The 20393-nt window shown below is 65.9% G+C and carries 25 protein-coding genes; 16 read left to right on the top strand and 9 right to left on the bottom strand.

Annotated features, from left to right (window positions below; translation table 11 throughout):
- Positions 1-222: 222 nt before the first annotated feature.
- The 5 genes from AC07U1_RS22060 (at position 223) to AC07U1_RS22040 (ending at position 2748) form a co-directional block, all read left to right on the top strand.
- Complete coding sequence (locus AC07U1_RS22060) at positions 223-552, top strand: AtpZ/AtpI family protein (protein WP_056351833.1); 330 nt, start codon at positions 223-225, stop codon at positions 550-552.
- 61 nt (positions 553-613) lie between these two features.
- Positions 614-1366: a F0F1 ATP synthase subunit A gene (locus tag AC07U1_RS22055; protein WP_056351830.1), complete on the top strand. Its 753-nt coding sequence runs from the start codon at positions 614-616 to the stop codon at positions 1364-1366.
- A gap of 44 nt (positions 1367-1410) precedes the next feature.
- Positions 1411-1641, top strand: coding sequence for a F0F1 ATP synthase subunit C (locus tag AC07U1_RS22050; protein ID WP_037515205.1), 231 nt, complete (start codon positions 1411-1413; stop codon positions 1639-1641).
- 71 nt (positions 1642-1712) lie between these two features.
- Positions 1713-2210 (top strand): F0F1 ATP synthase subunit B family protein, encoded by a 498-nt coding sequence (locus AC07U1_RS22045; protein WP_056351828.1) that lies wholly within the window; start codon positions 1713-1715, stop codon positions 2208-2210.
- The gene (locus tag AC07U1_RS22040) at positions 2203-2748 is read left to right on the top strand and encodes a F0F1 ATP synthase subunit B family protein (protein WP_056351825.1); all 546 of its coding nucleotides are present in this window, start codon (positions 2203-2205) and stop codon (positions 2746-2748) included. The genes AC07U1_RS22045 and AC07U1_RS22040 overlap by 8 nt, the downstream gene beginning before the upstream one ends.
- Positions 2749-2812: 64 nt before the next feature.
- On the opposite strand, the gene AC07U1_RS22035 is transcribed toward AC07U1_RS22040, so the two are convergent.
- Together AC07U1_RS22035 and AC07U1_RS22030 are read right to left on the bottom strand one after the other, a co-directional pair.
- Positions 2813-3457 (bottom strand): glutathione S-transferase family protein, encoded by a 645-nt coding sequence (locus AC07U1_RS22035; RefSeq protein ID WP_495177509.1) that lies wholly within the window; start codon positions 3455-3457, stop codon positions 2813-2815.
- Between the two features lie 11 nt (positions 3458-3468).
- A complete protein-coding gene (locus AC07U1_RS22030) occupies positions 3469-4188 on the bottom strand; it encodes an SDR family oxidoreductase (protein ID WP_495177510.1) in 720 nt (239 codons plus the stop codon).
- Between the two features lie 72 nt (positions 4189-4260).
- On the opposite strand from AC07U1_RS22030, the gene uvrC reads away from it, so the two are divergent.
- The 8 genes from uvrC to AC07U1_RS21990 all read left to right on the top strand — a co-directional run bounded on the left by uvrC (position 4261) and on the right by AC07U1_RS21990 (position 11510).
- Positions 4261-6195, top strand: a complete 1935-nt coding sequence (uvrC, locus tag AC07U1_RS22025; protein ID WP_495177511.1) for an excinuclease ABC subunit UvrC — start codon at positions 4261-4263, stop codon at positions 6193-6195.
- Positions 6196-6208: 13 nt separating this feature from the next.
- Entirely contained in the window at positions 6209-6601 is a 393-nt protein-coding gene (locus AC07U1_RS22020; RefSeq protein WP_495177512.1) for a PaaI family thioesterase, read from the top strand.
- Positions 6589-7326: a DNA repair protein RecO gene (recO, locus tag AC07U1_RS22015; RefSeq protein WP_187141433.1), complete on the top strand. Its 738-nt coding sequence runs from the start codon at positions 6589-6591 to the stop codon at positions 7324-7326. The genes AC07U1_RS22020 and recO overlap by 13 nt, the downstream gene beginning before the upstream one ends.
- A gap of 178 nt (positions 7327-7504) precedes the next feature.
- On the top strand, positions 7505-8551 hold the full coding sequence (gene leuB, locus AC07U1_RS22010) for a 3-isopropylmalate dehydrogenase (protein ID WP_495177513.1): 1047 nt from the start codon (positions 7505-7507) through the stop codon (positions 8549-8551).
- Positions 8552-8556: 5 nt separating this feature from the next.
- Positions 8557-9762, top strand: coding sequence for a trans-sulfuration enzyme family protein (locus tag AC07U1_RS22005; protein WP_495177514.1), 1206 nt, complete (start codon positions 8557-8559; stop codon positions 9760-9762).
- Positions 9763-9782: 20 nt separating this feature from the next.
- The gene (gene apaG / locus AC07U1_RS22000; RefSeq protein ID WP_495177515.1) at positions 9783-10184 is read left to right on the top strand and encodes a Co2+/Mg2+ efflux facilitator ApaG/CorD; all 402 of its coding nucleotides are present in this window, start codon (positions 9783-9785) and stop codon (positions 10182-10184) included.
- Entirely contained in the window at positions 10181-10972 is a 792-nt protein-coding gene (locus AC07U1_RS21995; protein ID WP_056351805.1) for a LysR family transcriptional regulator, read from the top strand. Before apaG ends, AC07U1_RS21995 begins: the two co-directional genes overlap by 4 nt.
- A 61-nt stretch (positions 10973-11033) precedes the next feature.
- On the top strand, positions 11034-11510 hold the full coding sequence (locus AC07U1_RS21990; protein WP_495177516.1) for a DUF417 family protein: 477 nt from the start codon (positions 11034-11036) through the stop codon (positions 11508-11510).
- Here the strand turns inward: AC07U1_RS21990 and AC07U1_RS21985 are convergent, their stop codons facing one another.
- The 4 genes from AC07U1_RS21985 to parE all read right to left on the bottom strand — a co-directional run bounded on the left by AC07U1_RS21985 (position 11511) and on the right by parE (position 15983).
- Positions 11511-12818 (bottom strand): serine hydrolase, encoded by a 1308-nt coding sequence (locus AC07U1_RS21985; protein ID WP_495177517.1) that lies wholly within the window; start codon positions 12816-12818, stop codon positions 11511-11513. It lies immediately after the preceding gene.
- Positions 12815-13402 carry a hypothetical protein gene (locus AC07U1_RS21980; protein WP_495177518.1) on the bottom strand — a complete coding sequence of 196 codons (588 nt, stop codon included), beginning with the start codon at positions 13400-13402 and terminating at the stop codon, positions 12815-12817. The genes AC07U1_RS21985 and AC07U1_RS21980 overlap by 4 nt, the downstream gene beginning before the upstream one ends.
- Positions 13399-13881, bottom strand: a complete 483-nt coding sequence (locus tag AC07U1_RS21975; RefSeq protein ID WP_495177519.1) for an RNA polymerase sigma factor — start codon at positions 13879-13881, stop codon at positions 13399-13401. Before AC07U1_RS21975 ends, AC07U1_RS21980 begins: the two co-directional genes overlap by 4 nt.
- A gap of 122 nt (positions 13882-14003) precedes the next feature.
- The gene (gene parE / locus AC07U1_RS21970) at positions 14004-15983 is read right to left on the bottom strand and encodes a DNA topoisomerase IV subunit B (protein ID WP_495177520.1); all 1980 of its coding nucleotides are present in this window, start codon (positions 15981-15983) and stop codon (positions 14004-14006) included.
- A 168-nt stretch (positions 15984-16151) separates the two neighbouring features.
- On the opposite strand from parE, the gene AC07U1_RS21965 reads away from it, so the two are divergent.
- Complete coding sequence (locus AC07U1_RS21965) at positions 16152-16988, top strand: outer membrane protein (RefSeq protein WP_056351783.1); 837 nt, start codon at positions 16152-16154, stop codon at positions 16986-16988.
- Between the two features lie 63 nt (positions 16989-17051).
- Here AC07U1_RS21965 and AC07U1_RS21960 read toward each other — a convergent pair whose 3' ends face one another.
- Both AC07U1_RS21960 and AC07U1_RS21955 read right to left on the bottom strand, forming a co-directional pair.
- The gene (locus AC07U1_RS21960; RefSeq protein ID WP_495177521.1) at positions 17052-17453 is read right to left on the bottom strand and encodes a PaaI family thioesterase; all 402 of its coding nucleotides are present in this window, start codon (positions 17451-17453) and stop codon (positions 17052-17054) included.
- A 10-nt stretch (positions 17454-17463) separates the two neighbouring features.
- Entirely contained in the window at positions 17464-18156 is a 693-nt protein-coding gene (locus tag AC07U1_RS21955; RefSeq protein WP_495177522.1) for a GcrA family cell cycle regulator, read from the bottom strand.
- Between the two features lie 111 nt (positions 18157-18267).
- Between AC07U1_RS21955 and AC07U1_RS21950 the strand changes: the two genes are divergently transcribed.
- Positions 18268-19152: an ABC transporter permease gene (locus AC07U1_RS21950; protein WP_187141426.1), complete on the top strand. Its 885-nt coding sequence runs from the start codon at positions 18268-18270 to the stop codon at positions 19150-19152.
- A 9-nt stretch (positions 19153-19161) separates the two neighbouring features.
- Here AC07U1_RS21950 and hspQ read toward each other — a convergent pair whose 3' ends face one another.
- Positions 19162-19545 (bottom strand): heat shock protein HspQ, encoded by a 384-nt coding sequence (gene hspQ / locus AC07U1_RS21945; protein ID WP_082545292.1) that lies wholly within the window; start codon positions 19543-19545, stop codon positions 19162-19164.
- Between the two features lie 180 nt (positions 19546-19725).
- On the opposite strand from hspQ, the gene AC07U1_RS21940 reads away from it, so the two are divergent.
- On the top strand, positions 19726-20373 hold the full coding sequence (locus AC07U1_RS21940; RefSeq protein WP_187141425.1) for a Yip1 family protein: 648 nt from the start codon (positions 19726-19728) through the stop codon (positions 20371-20373).
- Positions 20374-20393 lie beyond the last annotated feature (20 nt).

The following is a 20393-nucleotide window of genomic DNA, read 5'->3' as shown; positions in this document are numbered from 1 at the left end:
CGACAAGGGCGCCTGCGGGCGTCACATGCCGCCGCGCCCCTAAACGCGGCGGCATTTTTGTGCGCCCGCCCGGCGCCATTTTTGTGCAGTTGCGCACAAGCATTGACTTAATGGGGCGTCATTCCTAAACGGACCGCGCCTTAGGGGTCCCCCGATTTTTCGGGCCTTTTTTCGCAGGCGGAACCGGAGCTTTCCGGCGCTGTTTCAGGAGGATGGCGGGAAATGACGGGGAACGGCAGCGATCCGGAACCAGCTTCGGAGGATTCGCGCCTGGTCTCGCTCGAAGAGCGATTGGACCGGGCCGAAGCCGCAGAAGCAAAACGGAACGCGGTGAACGCCGGACCGGAGACCGATGCCAATTACAAGCTCGGTAACCGCGTATTGGCGGAATTGCTGGGCGGCATCGGTGGCGGCGCGTTGGTCGGTTGGACGATCGATCATTTTGCCGGCACTGCGCCCTGGGGTCTGTTGGTGGTGCTGTTCCTCGGAGTGGCGGTCGCCTTCAGGAACATATTTCGAATTGCCAATATTCGGCCGACAAAGCCGGATTGAAGCTGGTTTGACTGGGATTTAGGCGAGGTATCGCGTGGCGGATCAAGGTAAAGTGGACCCGATGCACCAGTTCGAGGTGCAGAAGATGTTCGACATGTTCCATGTCGGGGGTCACGAGGTCGCTTTCACGACGAGTGCGATGTGGATGATCGTCGCCGGCCTGCTTTTGTGGGTGTTCATGATCGGCGGCATGAAGCGTCAGCTCGTCCCCGGTCGCTGGCAGGTCGCGGTCGAGGGTTTTACCGGCTTCATCTCCAGCATGATGAACGCGAATATCGGCCCCGAAGGCCGCAAATATACGCCCTATGTCTTCTCGCTCTTCATGTTTATCCTGATGCTCAACCTCATCGGCCTCGCGCCGCTCGGGCTGTTCGGCGTCCATCCCTTCACCGTGACGAGCCATTTCACGATCACCGGTTTCCTCGCGATCCTCAGCTTCGCGATCGTGCTGATCGTCGGTTTCTGGCGCCACGGCCTGCATTTCTTCTCGCTCTTCGTCCCGCACGGCACGCCCTGGTGGCTGCTGTGGCTGATCCCGGTGATCGAACTCGTGTCGTTCATGGTCCGCCCGTTCAGCCTCGCGCTGCGACTGTTCGTCGCGATGACCGCCGGTCACGTGCTGATGAAGGTGTTCGCTTCGTTCATCATCGATGGTCTGGCCGCGAGTCCGGCGATCGGCATCGGCGTCGGCATCCCCAGCATGGCGCTGATGGTCGGCATCAGCGGGCTCGAGCTGCTGGTCGCGGGTATCCAGGCCTATGTTTTCGCGTTGCTCACGTCGCTCTATCTGAACGACGCGATCAACCTGCACTGATTTTTCAACCGTTTAACTAACGTTTTTCCCAAGGAGTTTATACAATGGACGTTCAAGCAGCTTCGCTCATCGGTGCCGGTCTGGCCGCCATCGGCGCCGGTATGGCCGCCATCGGTGTGGGCAATGTGTTCGGCAGCTTCCTCGAAAGCGCGCTTCGCAATCCGGCAGCTGCCGACGGCCAGCAGGGCCGCCTGTTCATCGGCTTCGCGGCTGCCGAACTTCTCGGCCTGCTGTCGTTCCTGATCGCGATCCTGCTGTACCTCAAGGCAGCCTGATTTCGTCGGCGGAGCGGGCGTTTCGGCGCCCGCCCCGCGACCGCTTTCCTCTTTGTTCGTTGAGATAGTCCATGCCTCAGATCAGCCAATTCGCTGAAAACTGGTATGCCGCATCGCAGATTTTCTGGGTGCTGCTGACCTTCGGCTTCGTTTTCCTTGTCATCGGCCGCGGCATGCTGCCGAAGATCGAGGCGACGGTGGATGCGCGCGACCGCAAGGTCGCCGACGATCTCGCGGCGGCAAAGGCGGCGCATGCCGCCGCCGACAACCTCGAGGAAAGCTATCGCCAGCAAAGCGACGCCAGCCGTGCCGCGGCGCAAAAGGCGGTGGCCGACGCCAAGGACAAGGCCGCGAAGGACGCCGAAAAGCGTCTCGCCAAGGTCGATGCCGAACTGGCGGACAAGCTGGGTGCGGCCGAAGCCGATATTTCGGCGGCGCGCACCTCGGCGATGGCCGAGATCGAATCGGTCGCGGCCGAGGCGGCGACCGACCTGGTCGCCAAGCTGTCGGGCGTGAAGATCGGCGCGGCGGATGCCAAGTCGGCGGTGAAGGCGGTGCTCCATGGCTAATCTTGCTCTGATCCTGTCCGAAGCCGCGGGCGAGACGCACGTCGAACCGGCGTCGTTCGGTTTCATCGACGCGACCGTCTGGGTCTCGATCGCGATGGCGATCTTCATCGCCATCCTGCTTTGGAAAAAGGTGCCGGCGCTGGTCGCGGGCATGCTCGACAACAAGATTGCCGAGATTTCGAAGCAGCTGAAGGAAGCCGAACAGCTCCGCCTCGACGCCGAATCGCTGAAGGCCGAATATGAAGCGAAGCTCGGCGATGCGGCGAAGGAAGCCGACCAGATGCGCATCCGCGCCGAAGCCGAGGCCGAAACGCTGGTGACCAAGGCCAAGGCCGACGCCACCGCGCTGATCGCGCGCCGCAAGCAGATGGCCGAAGACCGCATCGCGGCGGCCGAAGCCGGTGCGCTCGCCGAGGTTCGTGCGGCCACGGCCAAGGCCGCGACCGACGCCGCGGCGAAGCTGATCGCCGACAAGCATGACGCCGGGGCCGACAAGGCACTGGTCGATCAGGCGATCGCGGGCGTCGCCAAGGGCTGAGCCCAGGCGACAGTGCCGACAACAAGGCGCCCGCGGATTTCCGCGGGCGTTTTGCTTTGGGGTGCTAGGGGATGGTGAGCCCCGCGACCCATGCCTTGGTGGCGGGACAGGCGTCCATCGCGCGCGCGTAGCTTTCGCGCGCCGTGGTGCGGGCGATGTAAGCGCGTTCGGTGTCGCCGAGGACGTAGCCGATCGTGCGCTGGGCGAACTGCAGCGCGTAGGTCAGCGAGATGTCGGCGGCGGTGAAGCGGTCACCCGCGATGTAAGGCGTCTTCGCCAATTGGCGGCTGACGAGGCCGAGGCGGCTTTCGAAGATGTCGCGCGCCCATTTTGTCGTCCAGTTCGTCTGCTCGGCCTCGGGGGCGAGGATGATGGTGGCGACGATCGCGTTGATCGGCCCGGCAAGCCCGGCCTCGCCCATGTGCAGGAACTGCAGATAGGTTGCGAAGTCGGCGTCGGTCGGCGCGGGTGCGAGCGGGCTCGGGCCGTGCCGCGCGAGCAGATATTCGAGGATCGCGATCGATTCGACGAGCACCGTGTCGCCGTCGACGATCGCCGGGATGAAGCCGGCGGGGTTCACGGCGAGGAATTCGGTGTCCTTCTCCAAGCCGTTAAGCAGATCGACGGGGCGCATGCGATAGGGCAGCCCCAGTTCCTCGAGCAGCCAGGCGACGCGGAAGCCGCGGCCTTCGCCATAGAGGGTGATCATCGCGACTTCCTTCAGAACCGGATCATGATCCGCCGGGCGAGGGCGGGGGAGATGCTGTGGAGGGTCTGCAACAGCTTCACCATGCCGGCGTTGACCTCGCGCTTGTTCGACCGGATGCCGGCGACGATTTCGGCGGCGCAGTCATGCGCGCTCATCTTCTTGCCGCTGCGGCCCGCGGTCATATTGGTCTCGACCACCGGCGGCAGCGCCTCGATGACATGGACGTTGCTGTCCTTGAGCAGGTGGCGGATCGCCTGCGTATAGCTGCGCAGCCCGGCCTTGGTGGCGCAATAGATCGATCCGCCGGCGCGCGGCGCGATGGCGAGGCCCGAGGTGACGTTGACGATCGCGGCCTCGGGCTGGGCGCGCAGCACCGGCAGCAGCCGGGTGCAGAGCGCGATCGGCGCGTCGAGATTGGTGCGGATGCAGTGCGCGGCGCTGTCGAGTGTCGTCGCATCGTCGAGCGCATAATCGCTGCCGACCCCGGCGTTGTTGACGAGGATCGCGAGCGGCTTGCCCGCGACGCCGTCGACCACCGCATCAACGCCCGCTGCGGTCGACAGGTCACCGGCGATGGTGCCGAAGCCGAGCGCGACCATGGCCTGCAATTTGTCGGGCGACCGGCCCGTGACGATGACGTCGGCGCCCGATCCCTGCAACTGCAGCGCGATCTCGCGCCCGATGCCGTCGCTGCCGCCGGTTACCAGCGCGAGTTTACCTCTAACGTCCATCCGACCCCTCCGATGACTGATTTACCTGTCACACTATGGCGGGTCGCATCGTCCTCGCCTACATGCAAAATCATGGCCCGCCCGAACGCTCCCGACCGATTCAACGAAGAGAAGGCGACCTATGTGATGCGCGGCGGCGATGGGGAGGGCGACCAGCCCGACCTCGAGCGCGGCGCCGAGGCGATCCGCAACGTTGTGAAGAAGCTGCCGACGCGGCCCGGGGTGTATCGCATGCTCGATGTGCGCGGCGATGTGCTTTACGTCGGCAAGGCACGCGCGCTGAAGAACCGGGTGACCAATTATACGCAGGTCGCGCGGCTGCCGCAGCGGTTGCAGCGCATGGTGTCGCAGACGCGCGCGATGGAGATCGTCACGACGACGAGCGAGGCCGAGGCGCTGTTGCTCGAGGCGCAGCTGATCAAGCGTTACCGCCCGCCGTACAATGTGCTGCTGCGCGACGACAAAAGCTTTCCCTTCATCCTGTTGCGCATGGATCACAAATTCCCGCGGGTGCAGAAGCATCGCGGCGCGCGGCGCGCCAAGGGGCGCTATTACGGCCCGTTCGCCAGCGCGGGGTCGGTGAACCAGACGCTCAACGCATTGCAGAAGACGTTCCTGCTGCGCAGTTGCACCGACAGCTTTTTCTCCAACCGCTCGCGGCCGTGTCTGCTGTACCAGATCAAGCGGTGCAGCGCGCCGTGCGTCGGTCGTATCTCGACCGAGGATTATGCGCAGCTCGTCGGCGACGCGCAGGATTTCCTCGAAGGGCGGTCGATCGCGGTCCAGAAAAGGCTCGGCGATGCGATGACGCAGGCCGCCGAGGCGATGGATTTCGAGACCGCGGCGATCGTGCGCGACCGGCTGAAGGCGCTGACCTTCATCCAGGGCAGCCAGTCGGTCCATGCCGACGGGCTGGGCGACGCCGACGTCTTTGCGCTCGCGGCGAAGGGCGGGCAGCTCTGCATCGCGGGCTTTTTCATCCGCGGCGGGCAGAATTGGGGGCATCGCAGCTTTTTCCCGGCGCATGTGTCGGGGGTTCCCGAAGCCGAGGTGATGGCGAGCTTCCTGATGCAATTTTACGAAGGCGTGCCGCCGCCGAAGCTGATCCTCGTCGACCGCGAGCCTGAGGAATGCGTGTTGGTCGCCGAGGCGCTGGGCGAACTCGCCGAACGCAAGATCGAGATCAGCGTGCCGCAGCGCGGGAACCGGCGGCGGTTGCTGGAGCAGGCGGTGCGCAACGCGGGCGAGGAACTCGACCGGCGGCTCGCCGAGAGCAGTTCGCAGGCGAAGTTGGGGCGCGAGCTGGCCGATCTGTTCGACCTCGACAATCCGCCGCAGCGGATCGAAATCTACGACAACAGCCATATCCAGGGCACCAATGCGCTGGGCGCGATGGTCGTCGCGGGTCCCGAGGGCTGGATCAAGGGCGCCTATCGCAAGTTCAACATCAAGCGTGCCGAGACCCAGCCGGGCGACGATTTCGCGATGATGGCGGAGGTGTTCCAGCGCCGCTTCGCGCGCGCGATCGAGGAAGACCCCGAGCGAACCAAGGGCGAATGGCCCGACCTGGTGCTGATCGACGGCGGCAAGGGGCAGGTATCGGCGGCGGGCGCGGTGCTCGCCGAGCTGGGAATCGACGACCTGACGTATATCGGTGTGGCGAAAGGGCCCGACCGCAATGCCGGACGCGAGACTTTCTATCATCCCGACGGGCGCGAATTCACGTTGCCGCCGAACAATGCGGTGCTGTTCTATATCCAGCGGTTGCGCGACGAGGCGCACCGCTTCGCGATCGGCGCGCATCGGGCGAAGCGGGCGAAAGCGATGGGAAGCTCGCCGCTCGACGAGGTGCCGGGGATCGGTCCGGCGCGCAAGAAGGCGCTGCTGATGCATTTCGGCACCGCGCGCGCGGTGCGCGGCGCGAGCCTCGAGGATTTGCAGAAAGCGCCGGGCGTGAGCGCGGCGGTGGCGCAGGCGGTGCATGATTTCTACCACGCGGGACGGTGAGGAGAGCGGGACGATGGATTTTGGCGCGATGATGCCGCTGGCGGGAACGCTCGGGGTGACGATCCACGAAGGGACTAAGGAGCGCGTCGCGGGCAAGCTGCCGGTGCGGGCGGAGATCTGCACCGCTGGGAACATTGTCCATGGTGGCGCGATCATGGCGTTCGCCGATTGCCTTGGCGCGGTCGGCGCTTTCCTGACGCTGCCCGAGGGCGCCGCGGGCACGACGACGATCGAGAGCAAGACCAATTTCCTCGGTGGCGGGCCGGTCGGGTCGGTGCTGGTCGGCGAAGCGATCCCGGTGAAGGTCGGCAAGCGCGTGTCGGTGTGGCAGACGCGCATTCGGACCGAGGAAGGCGCCGATGTCGCGCTGGTGACGCAGACGCAGCTGGTGCTTTGGCCAGCCTGAGCGCCGAAGCCATCGTTTGCGCGGTACGCGCGCATGGCGAGCATGGCGCGATATTGCGCGCGCTGACGCGCGAGGCGGGGCTGGTCGCGGGCTATGTGCGCGGCGGGCGGTCGCGGCGGCTGCGCCCGATATTGATGCCGGGCAATCTGGTCGCGCTCGAACTGCGGGCGCGGACCGAGGAGCAGTTGGCGGGGGCGACGGCCGAATTGCTGGCGAGCCGAGCCCCGTTGCTGGCCGAGCCGCTGCCGTCGGCGGCGATCGACTGGGTGACGAGCCTGACCGCCGCGATCCTGCCCGAGAGCCAGCCTTACCCGGCGCTTTTCGATGCGCTGTCGGGGTTGCTCGATGCGATCGGGGTGGCGCCTTCGGCGCGGCTATGGGCGGCGGCGCTGGCGCGGTATGAGCTGTTGCTGCTCGCCGAGCTGGGGTTCGGGCTCGATCTCGACGAATGCGTGGTGACGGGGTCACGGAATGGTCTGGCATTTGTCAGTCCGAAGTCGGGCGGCGCGGTGTGTGTCGAGGCGGCGGTCGGGTATGAGGAGCGGTTGCTTCGCCTTCCGGCGTTCCTGCGGGGCGCAGGCGCGGTCGAGGCGATGGGCGATGTGCTAGACGGGCTGGCGATCACCGGGCATTTCCTCGACCGCGATCTGCTGGAGGGGCGCAACCGCGAACTGCTCGGCGTACGCGCGCGGCTGATCGACCGGCTCGGCAGGGCGGTTGCGTAGCCCATTCGCCATGCCGGGCTTGACCCGGCACCCGCTTTTTTCTTCCTCAAGACAAGGCAGGCCCCGGAACAAGTCCGGGGTGACGAACAAGAAGGCCCGGCGGTGCTCCGCCAACGCGACGGTTGCGTCGCGCGCGCTCGCTGCCTAAGCGGCTCGCGAGACACGAAAGGGCGACGCATTGAATATCCTGCTGCTGGCTGGCGACGGTATCGGTCCGGAAATCATGGCGGAGGCCGAGAAGGTGCTCTCCGCGCTCGCGCTTCCGGTGACGCTCGACCGCGCGCTCGTCGGCGGTGCCGCTTATGAGGCAACCGGCCACCCGCTGCCGCCCGAGACGTTGGCCAAGGCGAAGGCGGCTGATGCACTCCTGTTTGGGGCGGTCGGCGATCCGCGCTTCGACAGTGTCGAACGCCATCTGCGGCCCGAACAGGCGATTTTGGGGCTGCGCTCCGAACTCGGGCTGTTCGCCAATCTGCGGCCCGCGAAGCTGTTCGCGGGGCTGGAAGACAGTTCGGCGCTGCGTCCCGAGGTCGCCTCGGCGATCGACCTGCTGATCGTGCGCGAGCTCAACGGCGACGTCTATTTCGGCGAGAAGGGCACCCGCACCACCGCCAGCGGCGAGCGTGAAGGCTATGACATCATGTCGTACAGCGAGAGCGAAGTGCGGCGCATCGCGCATGTCGCGTTCCGCGCGGCGCAGGGACGCCAGAAGCGGCTCTGCTCGGTCGACAAGGCCAATGTGCTGGAGACGTCGCAGCTGTGGCGCGATGTCGTGATCGAGGTGGCGGCGGAATACCCCGACGTGACACTGAGCCATATGTATGTCGACAATGCCGCGATGCAGCTGGTGCGCAATCCCGGGCAGTTTGACGTCGTCGTGACCGGTAATCTGTTCGGCGACATCCTGTCGGACCAGGCGTCGATGTGTGTGGGGTCGATCGGCCTGCTCGCCTCGGCCTCGCTGAGCGAGGGCAAGCAGGGGTTGTACGAGCCGATCCACGGCAGCGCGCCCGATATCGCGGGCAAGGGCGTGGCCAACCCGCTGGCCATGATATTGTCGCTTGCGATGCTGCTGCGCCATTCGGGCGGCGACGAGACGAGCGCGGCGCAGATCGAGGCGGCGGTGGGACAAGTGCTGGCGGACGGATGCCGCGGCGCCGACCTGGGCGGTACGATGAGCACGGCGGCGCTGGGTGATGCGGTCGTGGCGGTTTTGAACGGATAAGGCAGATGAAAAAGACAACGGGTTTCGATCGCGGTACGACGCGCAACTGGCATCCCGCGACGCAGGCGGTGCGCGGCGGCACCTGGCGCAGCGAGCATGGCGAGACGTCGGAGGCGCTGTTCCTGACCTCGGGCTACACCTACGACAGCGCCGAGGAAGTGGCGGCGCGCTTTGCCGGCGAAGCGCAGGGCATGACCTATTCGCGGTTGCAGAACCCGACGGTGGCGATGCTCGAGGAGCGGATCGCGCTGATGGAAGGCGCCGAGGCGTGCCGGACGCAGGCGACCGGCATGGCGGCGATGACCACGGCACTGCTGTGCCAATTGTCGGCGGGCGACCATATCGTCGCGGCGAAGGCGGCGTTCGGGTCGTGCCGCTGGCTGGTCGACCATCTCTGCCCGCGCTTCGGCATCGAGACGACGGTGATCGACGGGCGCGACAATGACGCGTGGGAAAAGGCGATCAAGCCGAACACCAAGGTCTTTTTCTTCGAGACGCCCGCCAATCCGACGATGGACATCGTCGACATGAAGCATGTCTGCGCCGTCGCGAAAGCGCATGGGATCACCAGCGTCGTCGACAATGCGTTCGCGACCGCGGTGCTGCAGCGCCCGATGGATTTCGGCGCCGATGTTGTCGCCTATTCGGCGACCAAGCTGATGGAAGGGCAGGGCCGCGTGCTCGCCGGCGCGGTGTGCGGGACCGAGAAGTTCATCAACGAGGTGCTGCTGCCGTTCCAGCGCAACACCGGGCCGAACCTGTCGCCGTTCAACGCCTGGGTGGTGCTGAAGGGTCTCGAAACGCTCGACCTGCGCGCGCGGCGCCAGTCCGAAAATGCGCTCGCGGTCGGCAAGGCGATCGAAAAACGGGTGACCAGGATGTTGCACCCCGGACTGGCGAGCCATCCGCAGCATAATCTGGCGATGAGCCAGATGGACGCGTGCGGGCCGATCTTCTCGTTCGTCCTCGAAGGCCGCGAACAGGCGATGGGATTTCTCAACGCGCTGGAACTGGTCGATATTTCGAACAATATCGGCGATTCGCGCAGCCTGTGCTGCCACCCCGCCTCGACCACCCATTATGGCGTCAGCGCCGAGGCGCGTGCCGATATGGGGGTGGTCGAGGGCATGTTGCGGATCAATATCGGGCTGGAGGATCCGCGCGACCTGATCGCCGATCTGGACCAGGCATTGACCAAGGTCGGGCTTTAGGCGATTTTGACGGCGTGACGATGATCGACTCCTTCTTTCCCTATGCGGAAACGACCGGCGCGGTGACGGTGCGGGTGGCGGTCAGCTATCTGCCCGAACAGTCGCACCCGTCGCTGGGGCGCTGGTTCTGGGCCTATCATGTCCGCATCGAAAACCATGGGGACACCGCCGTGCAATTGATCAACCGCCATTGGCGCATCGTCGACGGGCGCGGACAGGTCAGCGAGGTCGAGGGCGAAGGCGTGGTCGGCGAGCAGCCGATCATCCAGCCGGGCGGTGCGTTCGACTATGTTTCGGGATGCCCGTTGCCGACCCCCGAGGGATCGATGATCGGCAGTTACGACATGGAGGGCGCCGACGGCGGACATTTGCTGATCGCGATCCCCCAATTCGCCCTGAAGATGCCTGCGACCGCCCCATGAAACGCACCCATTTGCCGCTCAACGCGCTGCGCGTGTTCGATGCAGCGGCCCGCCACCTGAGCTTCACCCGCGCCGCCGACGAGCTGGCGGTGACCCCCGCCGCGGTCGGGCAGCAGATTCGCGCGCTCGAGGATATGCTGGGCGTGGTGCTGTTCCGCCGCACGCCCAAGGGGCTGGAACTGACCGGCGAGGCCGATGCCGGGCTCGACGCGCTGCGCCAGGGGTTCCTGCAGTTCGAGGAATCGGTGCGCGCGATGCAGGCGGGGCAATCGTCGCAGTCGCTGACGATCGCCGCGCCGCGCGACCTGACCGCCAAATGGCTGGCGCCGCGCCTCGCGCGTTACAGCCAGCAGGCGCCCGATGTGCGCTTCACCCTGGTGTCGGCGGACGGCGGGATCGATTTTACCGAAGCGAACCTCGATCTCGCGATCTTCTGGAGCGACGGCACCGGCGATCATGAGGGCGTCGCGCTGGCCGAGGCGATGATGGTGACCGTCGCGGGTCCGGGCAGCGCGAGCGACACGCGGATCGCCTGGCCGGGTTGCCCGGTCGACGACGGCGAACCCGCGCTGCGGCTGGGCGATGCGGGGCTGGCGATCGACGCCGCCGCCAACGGGCTGGGACAGGCCAATGTCCCCGCGATGCTCGCCGAGGCCGATATCGCCTCGGGCCGGGTGCGGCTGGTGCGCGAGGCCTTTGCCGTGAAGCGCGGTTACTGGCTGGTCGCGCCGACGCCGCAGTGGCGGCAGGCGAAGGTCAAGGCGCTGGTCGCGGCGCTGACCGCTTGATGTAACCTGCGGCGAATCTTTCCCGAACCCGTTGGCAATCGAGACCAACAGGGGAATATCAATGTGGAAATTTGCGGACCGGTTGCCTCCGGTAACCTTCGGCCTTGCGACGCTGCGCTGGTCGCTGGTGCTGATCTTTGCGCTCTTTGGAATAGCGAAATTCGCCGCCTATGAGGCCGAGGGTGTCGCGCAGATCGCCATGGGCTATCCGCTGTTCGCCTGGATGTACCCGTTGATCGGGGGGCAGGGTGCGAGCAATGTCATCGGCGTGATCGAACTGGCCGCGGGCGCGCTAATCGCGCTTGGAGCCTGGTCGCACCGCGCCGGGCTGGTCGGGGCCTTGATGGGTGTCTGCACCTTCCTGATCACGCTCAGCTTTGCCCTCGGCGCTCCTTTGTGGGAGCCGGGCTACGGTTTTCCGTTCATGGGGGCGTTCGCGCAATTTCTGTTCAAGGACGCGGTGCTGCTCGCCGGGTGCGTGACTCTGGCGCTGCATGCCGGGCACGCGTTGCGGGAGCAGGCCGGAGCGGTCGTCTGATTATCTGGCGGCGAGCGCGAGCAGCCGGGTGACTAGCCCGGCGATCGTTTCGGTCGAGACCGCCGCGTCGGGGTTGTTCCAGCTCATCGTGACGACGACCCATTTGCCGTCGGCCTCGCGCTGGCCGAGCAGGCTCATCGACAGCACGCCAAGCTCGGAGCCGCCCTTGTAGCCGAGATAGGACCAGCCCTTCGCCGCGCCGGGGCCGACGCCGTTGTTGATCGCCATCGCTGCCATCGTCGTATCCGACTGGCGCGCGCGCAGGTCGATGAAGGCGCGGGCGATGTCGGTGGGGCTGGCGAACCATTCGAGGCTGTCGATGAAGCGCGGGCCGCCGCTGAAGCTGACGCCATCGACGTGGGACAGGGTCAGCCGGTCCTTGTTCGTTTCGATGAGTTTGCGCTGCGCCTTGTCGTCGGCGGCGACGAAGGCGGCGCGTTCGGCGGCGAAATTGTCGCCCTTGAGCGCGAAGGCCTCGACCGTGGTCAGGAAGGGGATGTTGCGCGACGGGTCGCTGTGGCCGGTGCCGCGCATCCGCGCCTCGATCTTCTCGCGGCCGAGCAGGTGGATCAGCGTGTCGGTGGCGCCATTGTCGCTGACCGAGATCATCCAGTTGGCAAGCGTCTGGAGCGTCACCGGGGTGTCTTTCGGCCAGTTGCCGGTCGCGCTCGACGAAAAGCTGAAGTGCGACAGCGGCACGACGTCGGACCATTTGCGCTGGCCGGCGGCGACCTGGGCCGCCAGTTCGTCGAGAATGTAGAGCTTGAAGGTCGAGCCGATCGCGAATTGCCGGTCGGGCTGCGTGGCGGCGATGGGCCTGATCGTCGCGCCGTCGAGTTCGGCGACGAGGAAGCCGGTGGCGCCGGGGAGCGCGGCGATCTCGCTTGTTACACGGTCGAAACTGTCGCCCGCCATGGTGAAGCCGGTGATCCGCAGCCCGGTGACGCGGGCGCCCTCGCCGGCGCCGACTTCGAGCGCGATCGTGCCGACGCCCTTTTCGAAGCGGAGCATCACCGTTCCGGCGCGGCCATTGGCCGACGTGGCGCTGTCGACGGCCACCGGGGCGCCATATTGGGCGATCAGGCTGGCGGTGATCGCCTGGAACTGCGCCTCGGGCACCGCGGTCTGGAAGGACGGGTCGAAATAGTCGATATAGGCGATGCGCCCCGCGAGCAGGTCGACGAGCTGCGCAGCGTGCTTGTCGAAGGCCGTGGCGGCGGCAGCAGCCGTTTCGGGCGGCTGGGCATAAGACACCGCCGACGGGACGATCAGCGTCGCAGCGAGCAGGGCGGTCAGCATGGGCTTCATTCGGAGTCTCCTGGCGTGGCCGTGCGGTCGATCCGGTCGATCCGGGCGCGGAGCATGGCGGCGGCGCGGTGGTTGAGCAACCAGATGCCGGCAAAAAGCAGCAGCGGAAGCACGAGGAACAGCGTCAGGCCGAGCGCATCGGTCCGGCCGAGCAATATCGCCTCGCCTGCCATGAAGGTCAGCAGGCCGGGAAGCAGCGGCGCGAGATACCAAAGGCCAACCCGCGCGAGTATATGTTCCTCGCGGACCAGCCGGGCGCGGTAGAAGGCCCGAACGTCGGCTGCCTCGGCGTCCGGATCAGGGCGCGAGGTGCGGCGCGCCAGTTGCCAGACGACGACCAGCACGCCGGCGATGACCAGCAGGCTGCCGATCTTGAGCAGCGCGCCGGGCAGGATGACGGCGTAGAGCGAGAAGCCCGCGAGCACGATCGCAGCGGCGATATATTCGCGGCGGTTGCGGCGCTGGACGATATCGCCGAACCGCGCCGCGCGGCGCTTGATCTCGTCGAGCGGCAGCGGGGCGAGGACGGCGTCGCCGCCCTGCCAAAGCCCGTGCAGGCGGGCGTCGTCGGAAAAATCGGTCATACGGCACCTCCTGGCGCGAAGCGGCGCGTGAGCATGGCTTTGAAGCGGTGGATCTTGGTCGTCACGGAGTCGGGCGAAACGCCGGTCACCTCGCCAATCTCGGCGCTTGCTATCCCCTCGAGATAGAGCAGCAATATCTGGCGGTCGGGCGGGTCGAGGCGGTCGATGATCGACAGGATCAGCGCCATCGCCCGGTCGCTTTCCGTCGCGTCGAAAGGGGAGGGGGCGTCGGTCGCGAGGTCGACATCCTCGATGCTTGTCCAGCCGCGGGCGTTGCGGCGGCGATGCGCGAGCATGTGCGAGGTCGCACGGTTGTGCGCGACGCGCCAGACCCAGGTGCTCAGCGAACAGCGCCCGTCGAAATTGGCGAAGCTTCGCCACAGTGCGACCTGCATATCCTGTTCGAGATCGCGGCGCAGGTCGGGGTCGGCTTCATAGCCGCGCGCCATGCGGGCGAGCGCCGGGCCGAAGCGCGCCATCGCATCCGTAAAGAGCCTGTCCCGTCCGGATTGGTCCACGCCGATCTCCCGTCTTTCGTGTCGCATGGTCTTTTAGTCGGCCGCGACGGAAATTTCTGACGGGAGGGGTGAAATTTATTTCGTCAGGCGTCGATCGCCGCATCGTCGAGGGTCGCGGCATTGGCCTGGATGAACTGGAAGCGGTGCTCGGGATGCTTGCCCATCAGCCGGTCGACGAGGTCTTTGACCAGATGGCGTTCCTCATATTCCTGCGGCAGCGTGACGCGCAGCATCGAGCGGGTCGCGGGATCCATCGTCGTTTCTTTCAACTGGTTGGGGTTCATTTCTCCCAAGCCCTTGAAGCGGCCGACGTCGACCTTCTTGCCCTTGAACTGCGTTGCTTCGAGTTCGGCGCGGTGCGCGTCGTCGCGGGCATAGGCGGTCACATTGCCCGCGGTCAGGCGATAGAGCGGCGGCTGCGCCAGATAGACATGGCCGTTGCGCACGATGTCGGGCATTTCCTGAAAGAAGAAGGTCATCAGCAAGGTCGCGATATGCGCGCCGTCGACGTCGGCGTCGGTCATGATGACGATCTTTTCGTAGCGCAGCCGGTCGGAATCGCAGTCCTTGCGCATCCCGCAGCCGAGCGCGAGCGCAAGGTCGGCGATTTCGGTGTTGGCGCGGATCTTGTCGTTGCTGGCGCTCGCGACATTGAGGATCTTGCCGCGGATCGGCAGGATCGCCTGCGTCTTGCGGTTGCGCGCCTGTTTGGCGCTGCCGCCCGCGCTGTCGCCCTCGACGATGAACAATTCGGTGCCTTCGGGACCGTCATTGGCGCAGTCGGTAAGCTTGCCCGGCAGGCGGAGCTTGCGGCCGCTGGTCGCGGTCTTGCGTTTCACTTCGCGCTCGGCCTTGCGCTTCAGGCGCTCGTCCATGCGTTCGAGGATGAGGCCCAGCAGCGCGCGGCCCCGGTCCATATTGTCCGACAGGAAATGGTCGAAATGGTCGCGCACCGCATTTTCGGTGAGGCGCGCCGCTTCGGGACTCGACAGCCGGTCCTTGGTCTGGCTCTGGAACTGCGGATCGCGGATGAAGACCGAGAGCATCATCTCGCCGCCATTGAAGACGTCCTCGGCGGTGATCTGCGCCGCCTTCTTCTGCCCGATCAACTCGCCGAAACCGCGGAGCCCCTTGGTCAGCGCCGAGCGCAGCCCGGCTTCGTGGGTGCCGCCGGCGGGGGTCGGGATGGTGTTGCAATACCAGCTGTACGACCCGTCGGACCACAAAGGCCAGGCAATCGCCCATTCGGCGCGGCCCTGATCGCCCGGAAAGTCCTGGCGGCCGATGAAAGGCTCGGCGGTCGCGCATTCGCGGGTACCGATCTGTTCCTTCAGATGGTCGGCGAGGCCACCGGGGAACTGGAACACCGCTTCGGCGGGGGTGTCGTCGCCGATCAGTTCGGGGGCGCATTTCCAGCGGATTTCCACCCCGGCAAACAGATAGGCTTTCGAGCGCGCCATGCGATAGAGGCGCTGCGGCTTGAAACGCCCGTGGTCGCCGAAGATTTCAGGATCGGGGATGAACGATACGCTGGTGCCGCGCCGGTTGGGGGTGGGGCCGAGTTCTTCGAGTCCGCCCTGCGGGGTGCCGCGCGAAAAACGCTGGCGGTACAGCAATTTGTTGCGCGCGACTTCGATGGTCGTGTCGACCGACAGCGCGTTGACGACGCTGACCCCGACGCCGTGCAGGCCGCCGGACGTGGCATAGGCCTTGCCCTCGAACTTGCCGCCCGAGTGGAGCATGGTCATGATGACCTCGAGCGCCGACTTGCCGGGGAATTTGGGGTGCGGATCGACGGGCATGCCGCGGCCGTTGTCGACCACGGTCAGGCGATTGCCCGCGTCGAGCGTGACTTCGATGCGGTTGGCATGACCGGCGACCGCCTCGTCCATGCTGTTGTCGATCACTTCGGCGGCGAGGTGGTGGAGCGCGCGTTCGTCGGTGCCGCCAATGTACATGCCGGGGCGGCGGCGCACGGGTTCGAGCCCTTCGAGCACCTCGATCTGCGAGGCGTTGTAGCTGTCGGTGGCGGGCGCGTTGCCGTCGAACAAATCGTGACTCATGGCCCTGCTATAGGAGGGCGCGAAGGGCGCTGGCAAGGGCGGTTGTCGCGCCGTTCGGCCATCGCCCGACGCACTCGCTTCGTCCGATTTTCGGCAGCATGAGGAACTTCGGGGGGAAGGGGAAGGTTTCTCCGTCGACGCAAAGTCATTCAAAAAGCGGAGCAAAAAATGAAAACCCTCTCTCTCCTCGCCGCCACGGCGGCCGTGGCCGCAATGGCGACCCCGGCGTTCGCGCAAAGCGGTCGCGACACTTCGCAGGATTTCAACGGTCCCTATGTCGGCGTCACCGGCGGTTATACCGTTCAGCCGAACGATGGTCGCGAAACCTTCGTCTTCGACACCAACCAGGACGGCACCTATGGCGAAAACGTCAATACGTCGGGCGGCGCCAACGCCTTTTCGCCCGGATTCTGCGGCGGCTCGCCGACCGGCACGGCAAATGGCAATTGCCGGAACGACAAGGACGGTTTCGAATATTTCGGCAAGCTTGGTTATGACCGGCGCATGGGCAATATCGTGATCGGTGCGGTCCTCGAAGGTGGACGCAGCGAAGCCAAGGACAGCGTGTCGGGCTTCTCGACGACCCCCGCTGCCTATCGCTTCTCGCGCTCGGCCGACTACCAAGCCAATGCGCGGCTGCGTGCCGGCTATACCCCCGGCGGCGGCGTGCTGTTCTATGCGACCGGCGGCGGCGCCTATGCCAAGCTCGACAATCGCTTTTCGACGACGAACAGCGTGAACAGCTTCGCCGACAACGGCCGCACCAACGGCTGGGGTTATGTCGCGGGCGGCGGTGCCGAGGCGATGCTGACCAAGAATGTCTCGCTCGGCCTCGAATATCTCTACACCGACATCCAGGACGATGATTTTGTCGTCAATGTCGGGCCGGGAACCGCGGCGGCGACCAATCCGTTCCTGCAGAACGGTCCGGGTACCGACATCAAGCGCAGCGACGACCATTTCCGGACGCATAGCGTGCGTGCGAGTTTGAACTTCCGCTTCTAAACGGTTGGTACCCGCGGAAGATTTAAAGGAAGGCGCCGGACCTGCGACAGGTTCGGCGCCTTTTTACGATCGGGCGCCAGGCGCCGGAAAAATCGCGAAGCTGCCGTTGGCGCTGCTGACCAGGCGCTCGTCCTGGTAGAGGCGCGCTTCGATGTTGGCGATGCGCTTGCCGCGGTGCAGCACCGCAGCCTCGCAGGTCAGCCTGCCTTCGCCGACCCGAACATGATAGTTGAACTTGATCTCGAGCGTCGCACACCAATGATCGTCGGGCAGGAGGCTGGTCAGCGCTCCGCCCATCGCCGAATCCGCGAGACTATAGGCGACGCCGCCGTGCGCCGCGCGTTGCGGGCTGAAATGCTGCTTTGCATTGATGTCGATCGCCATCGTGCAGCGCCCGTCGCCGCGCTCGATCATCTTCATGCCGAGCGCGCGCGCGAAATCGAAATCCTGCTCGAACGGCCTCAACGGACGCCCCTCAACGGACCCGGGGGCCTCCGAACGGCGGCGGCGGCGGCGGGCGGCGCGTGCCGCGCGGCAACTGCGCCTGATAGGCGCGGCCGCAATGCTCGACGCAATAGGGGAAGCCCGGGTTCACGGCGACGCCGCAGAAATGGAAGTCGGGTTCGCCCGGGTGCCCCATCGGCCAGCGGCAGATGCGGTCGTTGAGGTCGAGCAACGTGGTCTTGCCGGCGATCTCGGGGCTCGGCTTGGCGGGCACCAGACGGCGCGGCGGCGCGGGCGGAATCGGCGCCTGCTGGTCGCCGGGACCCTGGCGGATGAAGCCGCCGGGGCCAATCGAGACGATACGCGGTGCGTCGGGCTTGCGCGGTGCGGCGTCGACGCCGCTTTCGTCATCCGACTCCGTTTGGGCGGCGGGCTGCGGTTCGGGGCGCACGGGCGCGACCGGGCGCACGGGGGCCGGCGCCGCGGCGCGCGGCGCGGGCGGCGGTGCCGCAGGTTTGGGAGCCACCGGTGCGGCGACCTTTGCCGGCTTCGCCTTTTCGGTCGCCTTCACCGGCGAGGGGCGCGATTTCAGGCCCAGGCGATGCGCCTTGCCGATCACCGCGTTGCGGCTGACGCCGCCGAGTTCGTCGGCGATCTGGCTGGCGGTCAGCCCCTTTTCCCACATGTTGCGCAGGCTCTCGATGCGCTCGTCGGTCCAAGACATTCTTCAAATCCTTATCATTCCGCCGTGCGGGCGGTCCGGCGGTCCCCTGCGGAACGCGGCCGTCGTTGCCCAGCTTGCGGGAAAGTCGGGGAGGCGATAGGCGAGAACGCCATGAACGACCAGCCCCAAATTTCGCGCCCCGACTCGGGCACCATGTCGGGAGAATTCGCCGCGACCCCGCGCTTTGCGGAGCCGGGCGTCCCGCATATCCGGACGCTCAACGTGCCCGGCATGCAGGCCCTATATGTCAAAGAGGTGCGGCGCTTTTTCAAGGTGCAGCTGCAAACAATCTGGGCGCCGGCGATCACCACGCTTCTTTTTCTGGTGATATTCACCGTCGCGCTGGGCGGGGCGGGGCGCACCGTCATCGGCGTGCCCTTCGCCGATTTCGTCGCGCCGGGGCTGATCATGATGGCGATGCTGCAGAACAGCTTTGCCAATAGCTCCTTTTCTCTGCTCGTCGGCAAGATCCAGGGGACGATCGTCGACTATCTGATGCCGCCGCTCGCCGTCGGCGAATTGATCATCGCGCTGATCGGCGCGGCGGTGACGCGGGCGATCCTGGTCGGATGCGCGCTGTGGCTCGCGATGCTGCTGTGGCCGAACGTCCATGTCGTGCCCGACCATTTGTGGGCGGTCGCGGTGTTCGGCGTACTGGGGGCTTCGATGCTCGGTTTCCTCGGCCTGATCACTTCGGTTTGGGCCGAGAAGTTCGACCACGCCGCCGCGGTGACCAATTTTGTCGTCACCCCGCTCGCGCTGCTCTCGGGCACCTTCTATGCGATCGACCGGCTGGCGCCGGCCTTCCAGTCCGTGGCGCACGCGAACCCGGTCTATTATGCGATCATGGGGTTCCGCTACGGGTTCATCGGCACCGTCGATTCGACGATCACGAACCCGGTGCTGACCGCGATCCTCGTGCTCGTCGGGGTCAATGTCGCGCTGGGCGTGGTGACCTATCGCCTGCTGGCGTCGGGCTGGAAGCTGAAGGCGTAACCGCCTACCTCAGTGGCGGTGGATCGCGCGGAGGCGATAGCCGCCCTGGTCGAGCCATTCGAACATCGCGTCGATCTGCGGATGGTCGACCGGACCATGCTCGCCGTCGGCGACGAGATTCTGCTGGCTGACATAGGCGATATAGGACGAATCCTCGTTTTCGGCGAGCAGGTGGTAGAAGGGCTGCTCCTTCGCCGGGCGCATGCCCTCGGGAATCGCGTCATACCATTCGTCGCTGTTCGAAAAGACGGGGTCGATGTCGAAGACGACGCCGCGGAAATCGAACAGGCGGTGACGGACGATATCGCCCGGCGCGAAGCGCGCGCGCTCGATCAGCGGGGCGACGACGGCCTTCGGGGCGCTGGCAGGGAATTCCATGGGAGATTCGGACATCATCGCCTCTATCTATGGCTATTCCCTCTTGTTTCAAGCCCGTTACACTTGGTCTGCCGAATCCCGGCTGTGACGACCGTTACAGAGGCGTCGGCAAGTTGAGCTACTGTGCTCCCGGGACGCGTACCCGGACCCGCTCGGGTTTCGGGGCCGTCCCTGGCAACCAGGGAAAGGCATAGCATGAACGAAACACCTTTTGGCGAACCCATCCCCCCCGGCACGCCGGCCGCGGGAATCGTCCAGCGTGCCAAGGACATCATCCTGAAGCCGAGCGAGACCTGGGCCGCGATCGACACCGAGCCGGCGACCACCCAGTCGATCTATATGCCCTATGTGCTGGTCCTCGCTGCGATCGGTCCGGTCGCGCAGTTCATCGGCGGACAGGTGTTCGGCATCGGCATTTTGGGCATGACCTTTCGCCCGCCGCTCGTCGGCGCGCTGGTGTCGTCCATCCTGTCCTATGGCATGACGCTCGCGACCACCTTCGTGCTGGCGCTGATCATCGACGGGCTGGCGCCCAACTTCGGTGGGCAGAAGAACCAGATCCAGGCGTTGAAGGTTGCGGCTTATTCGGCCACGGCCGCCTGGCTCGCCGGAATCTTCGGCATCGTGCCGTCGCTGGCGGTCCTGGGGATCGTGGGGCTTTACAGCCTGTATCTGCTCTATCTGGGCCTGCCGATCCTGATGAAGGTGCCGCAGGACAAGGCGGTCGGCTATACGGTCGTCGTGGTGATCGCCGCGATCGCGCTGTTCCTGGTGGTCGGGCTGGTCGTCGGGCTGATCGCCGCGCCGCTCATCGCCCCGACGATCGTCGCACCAACGCTCTGAAGCCCCGCGGCCGCTCCGAA

Source organism: Sphingopyxis sp. GW821-FHT02C12 (assembly GCF_059421785.1).
This window is presented reverse-complemented; position numbering and strand designations above follow the sequence as displayed.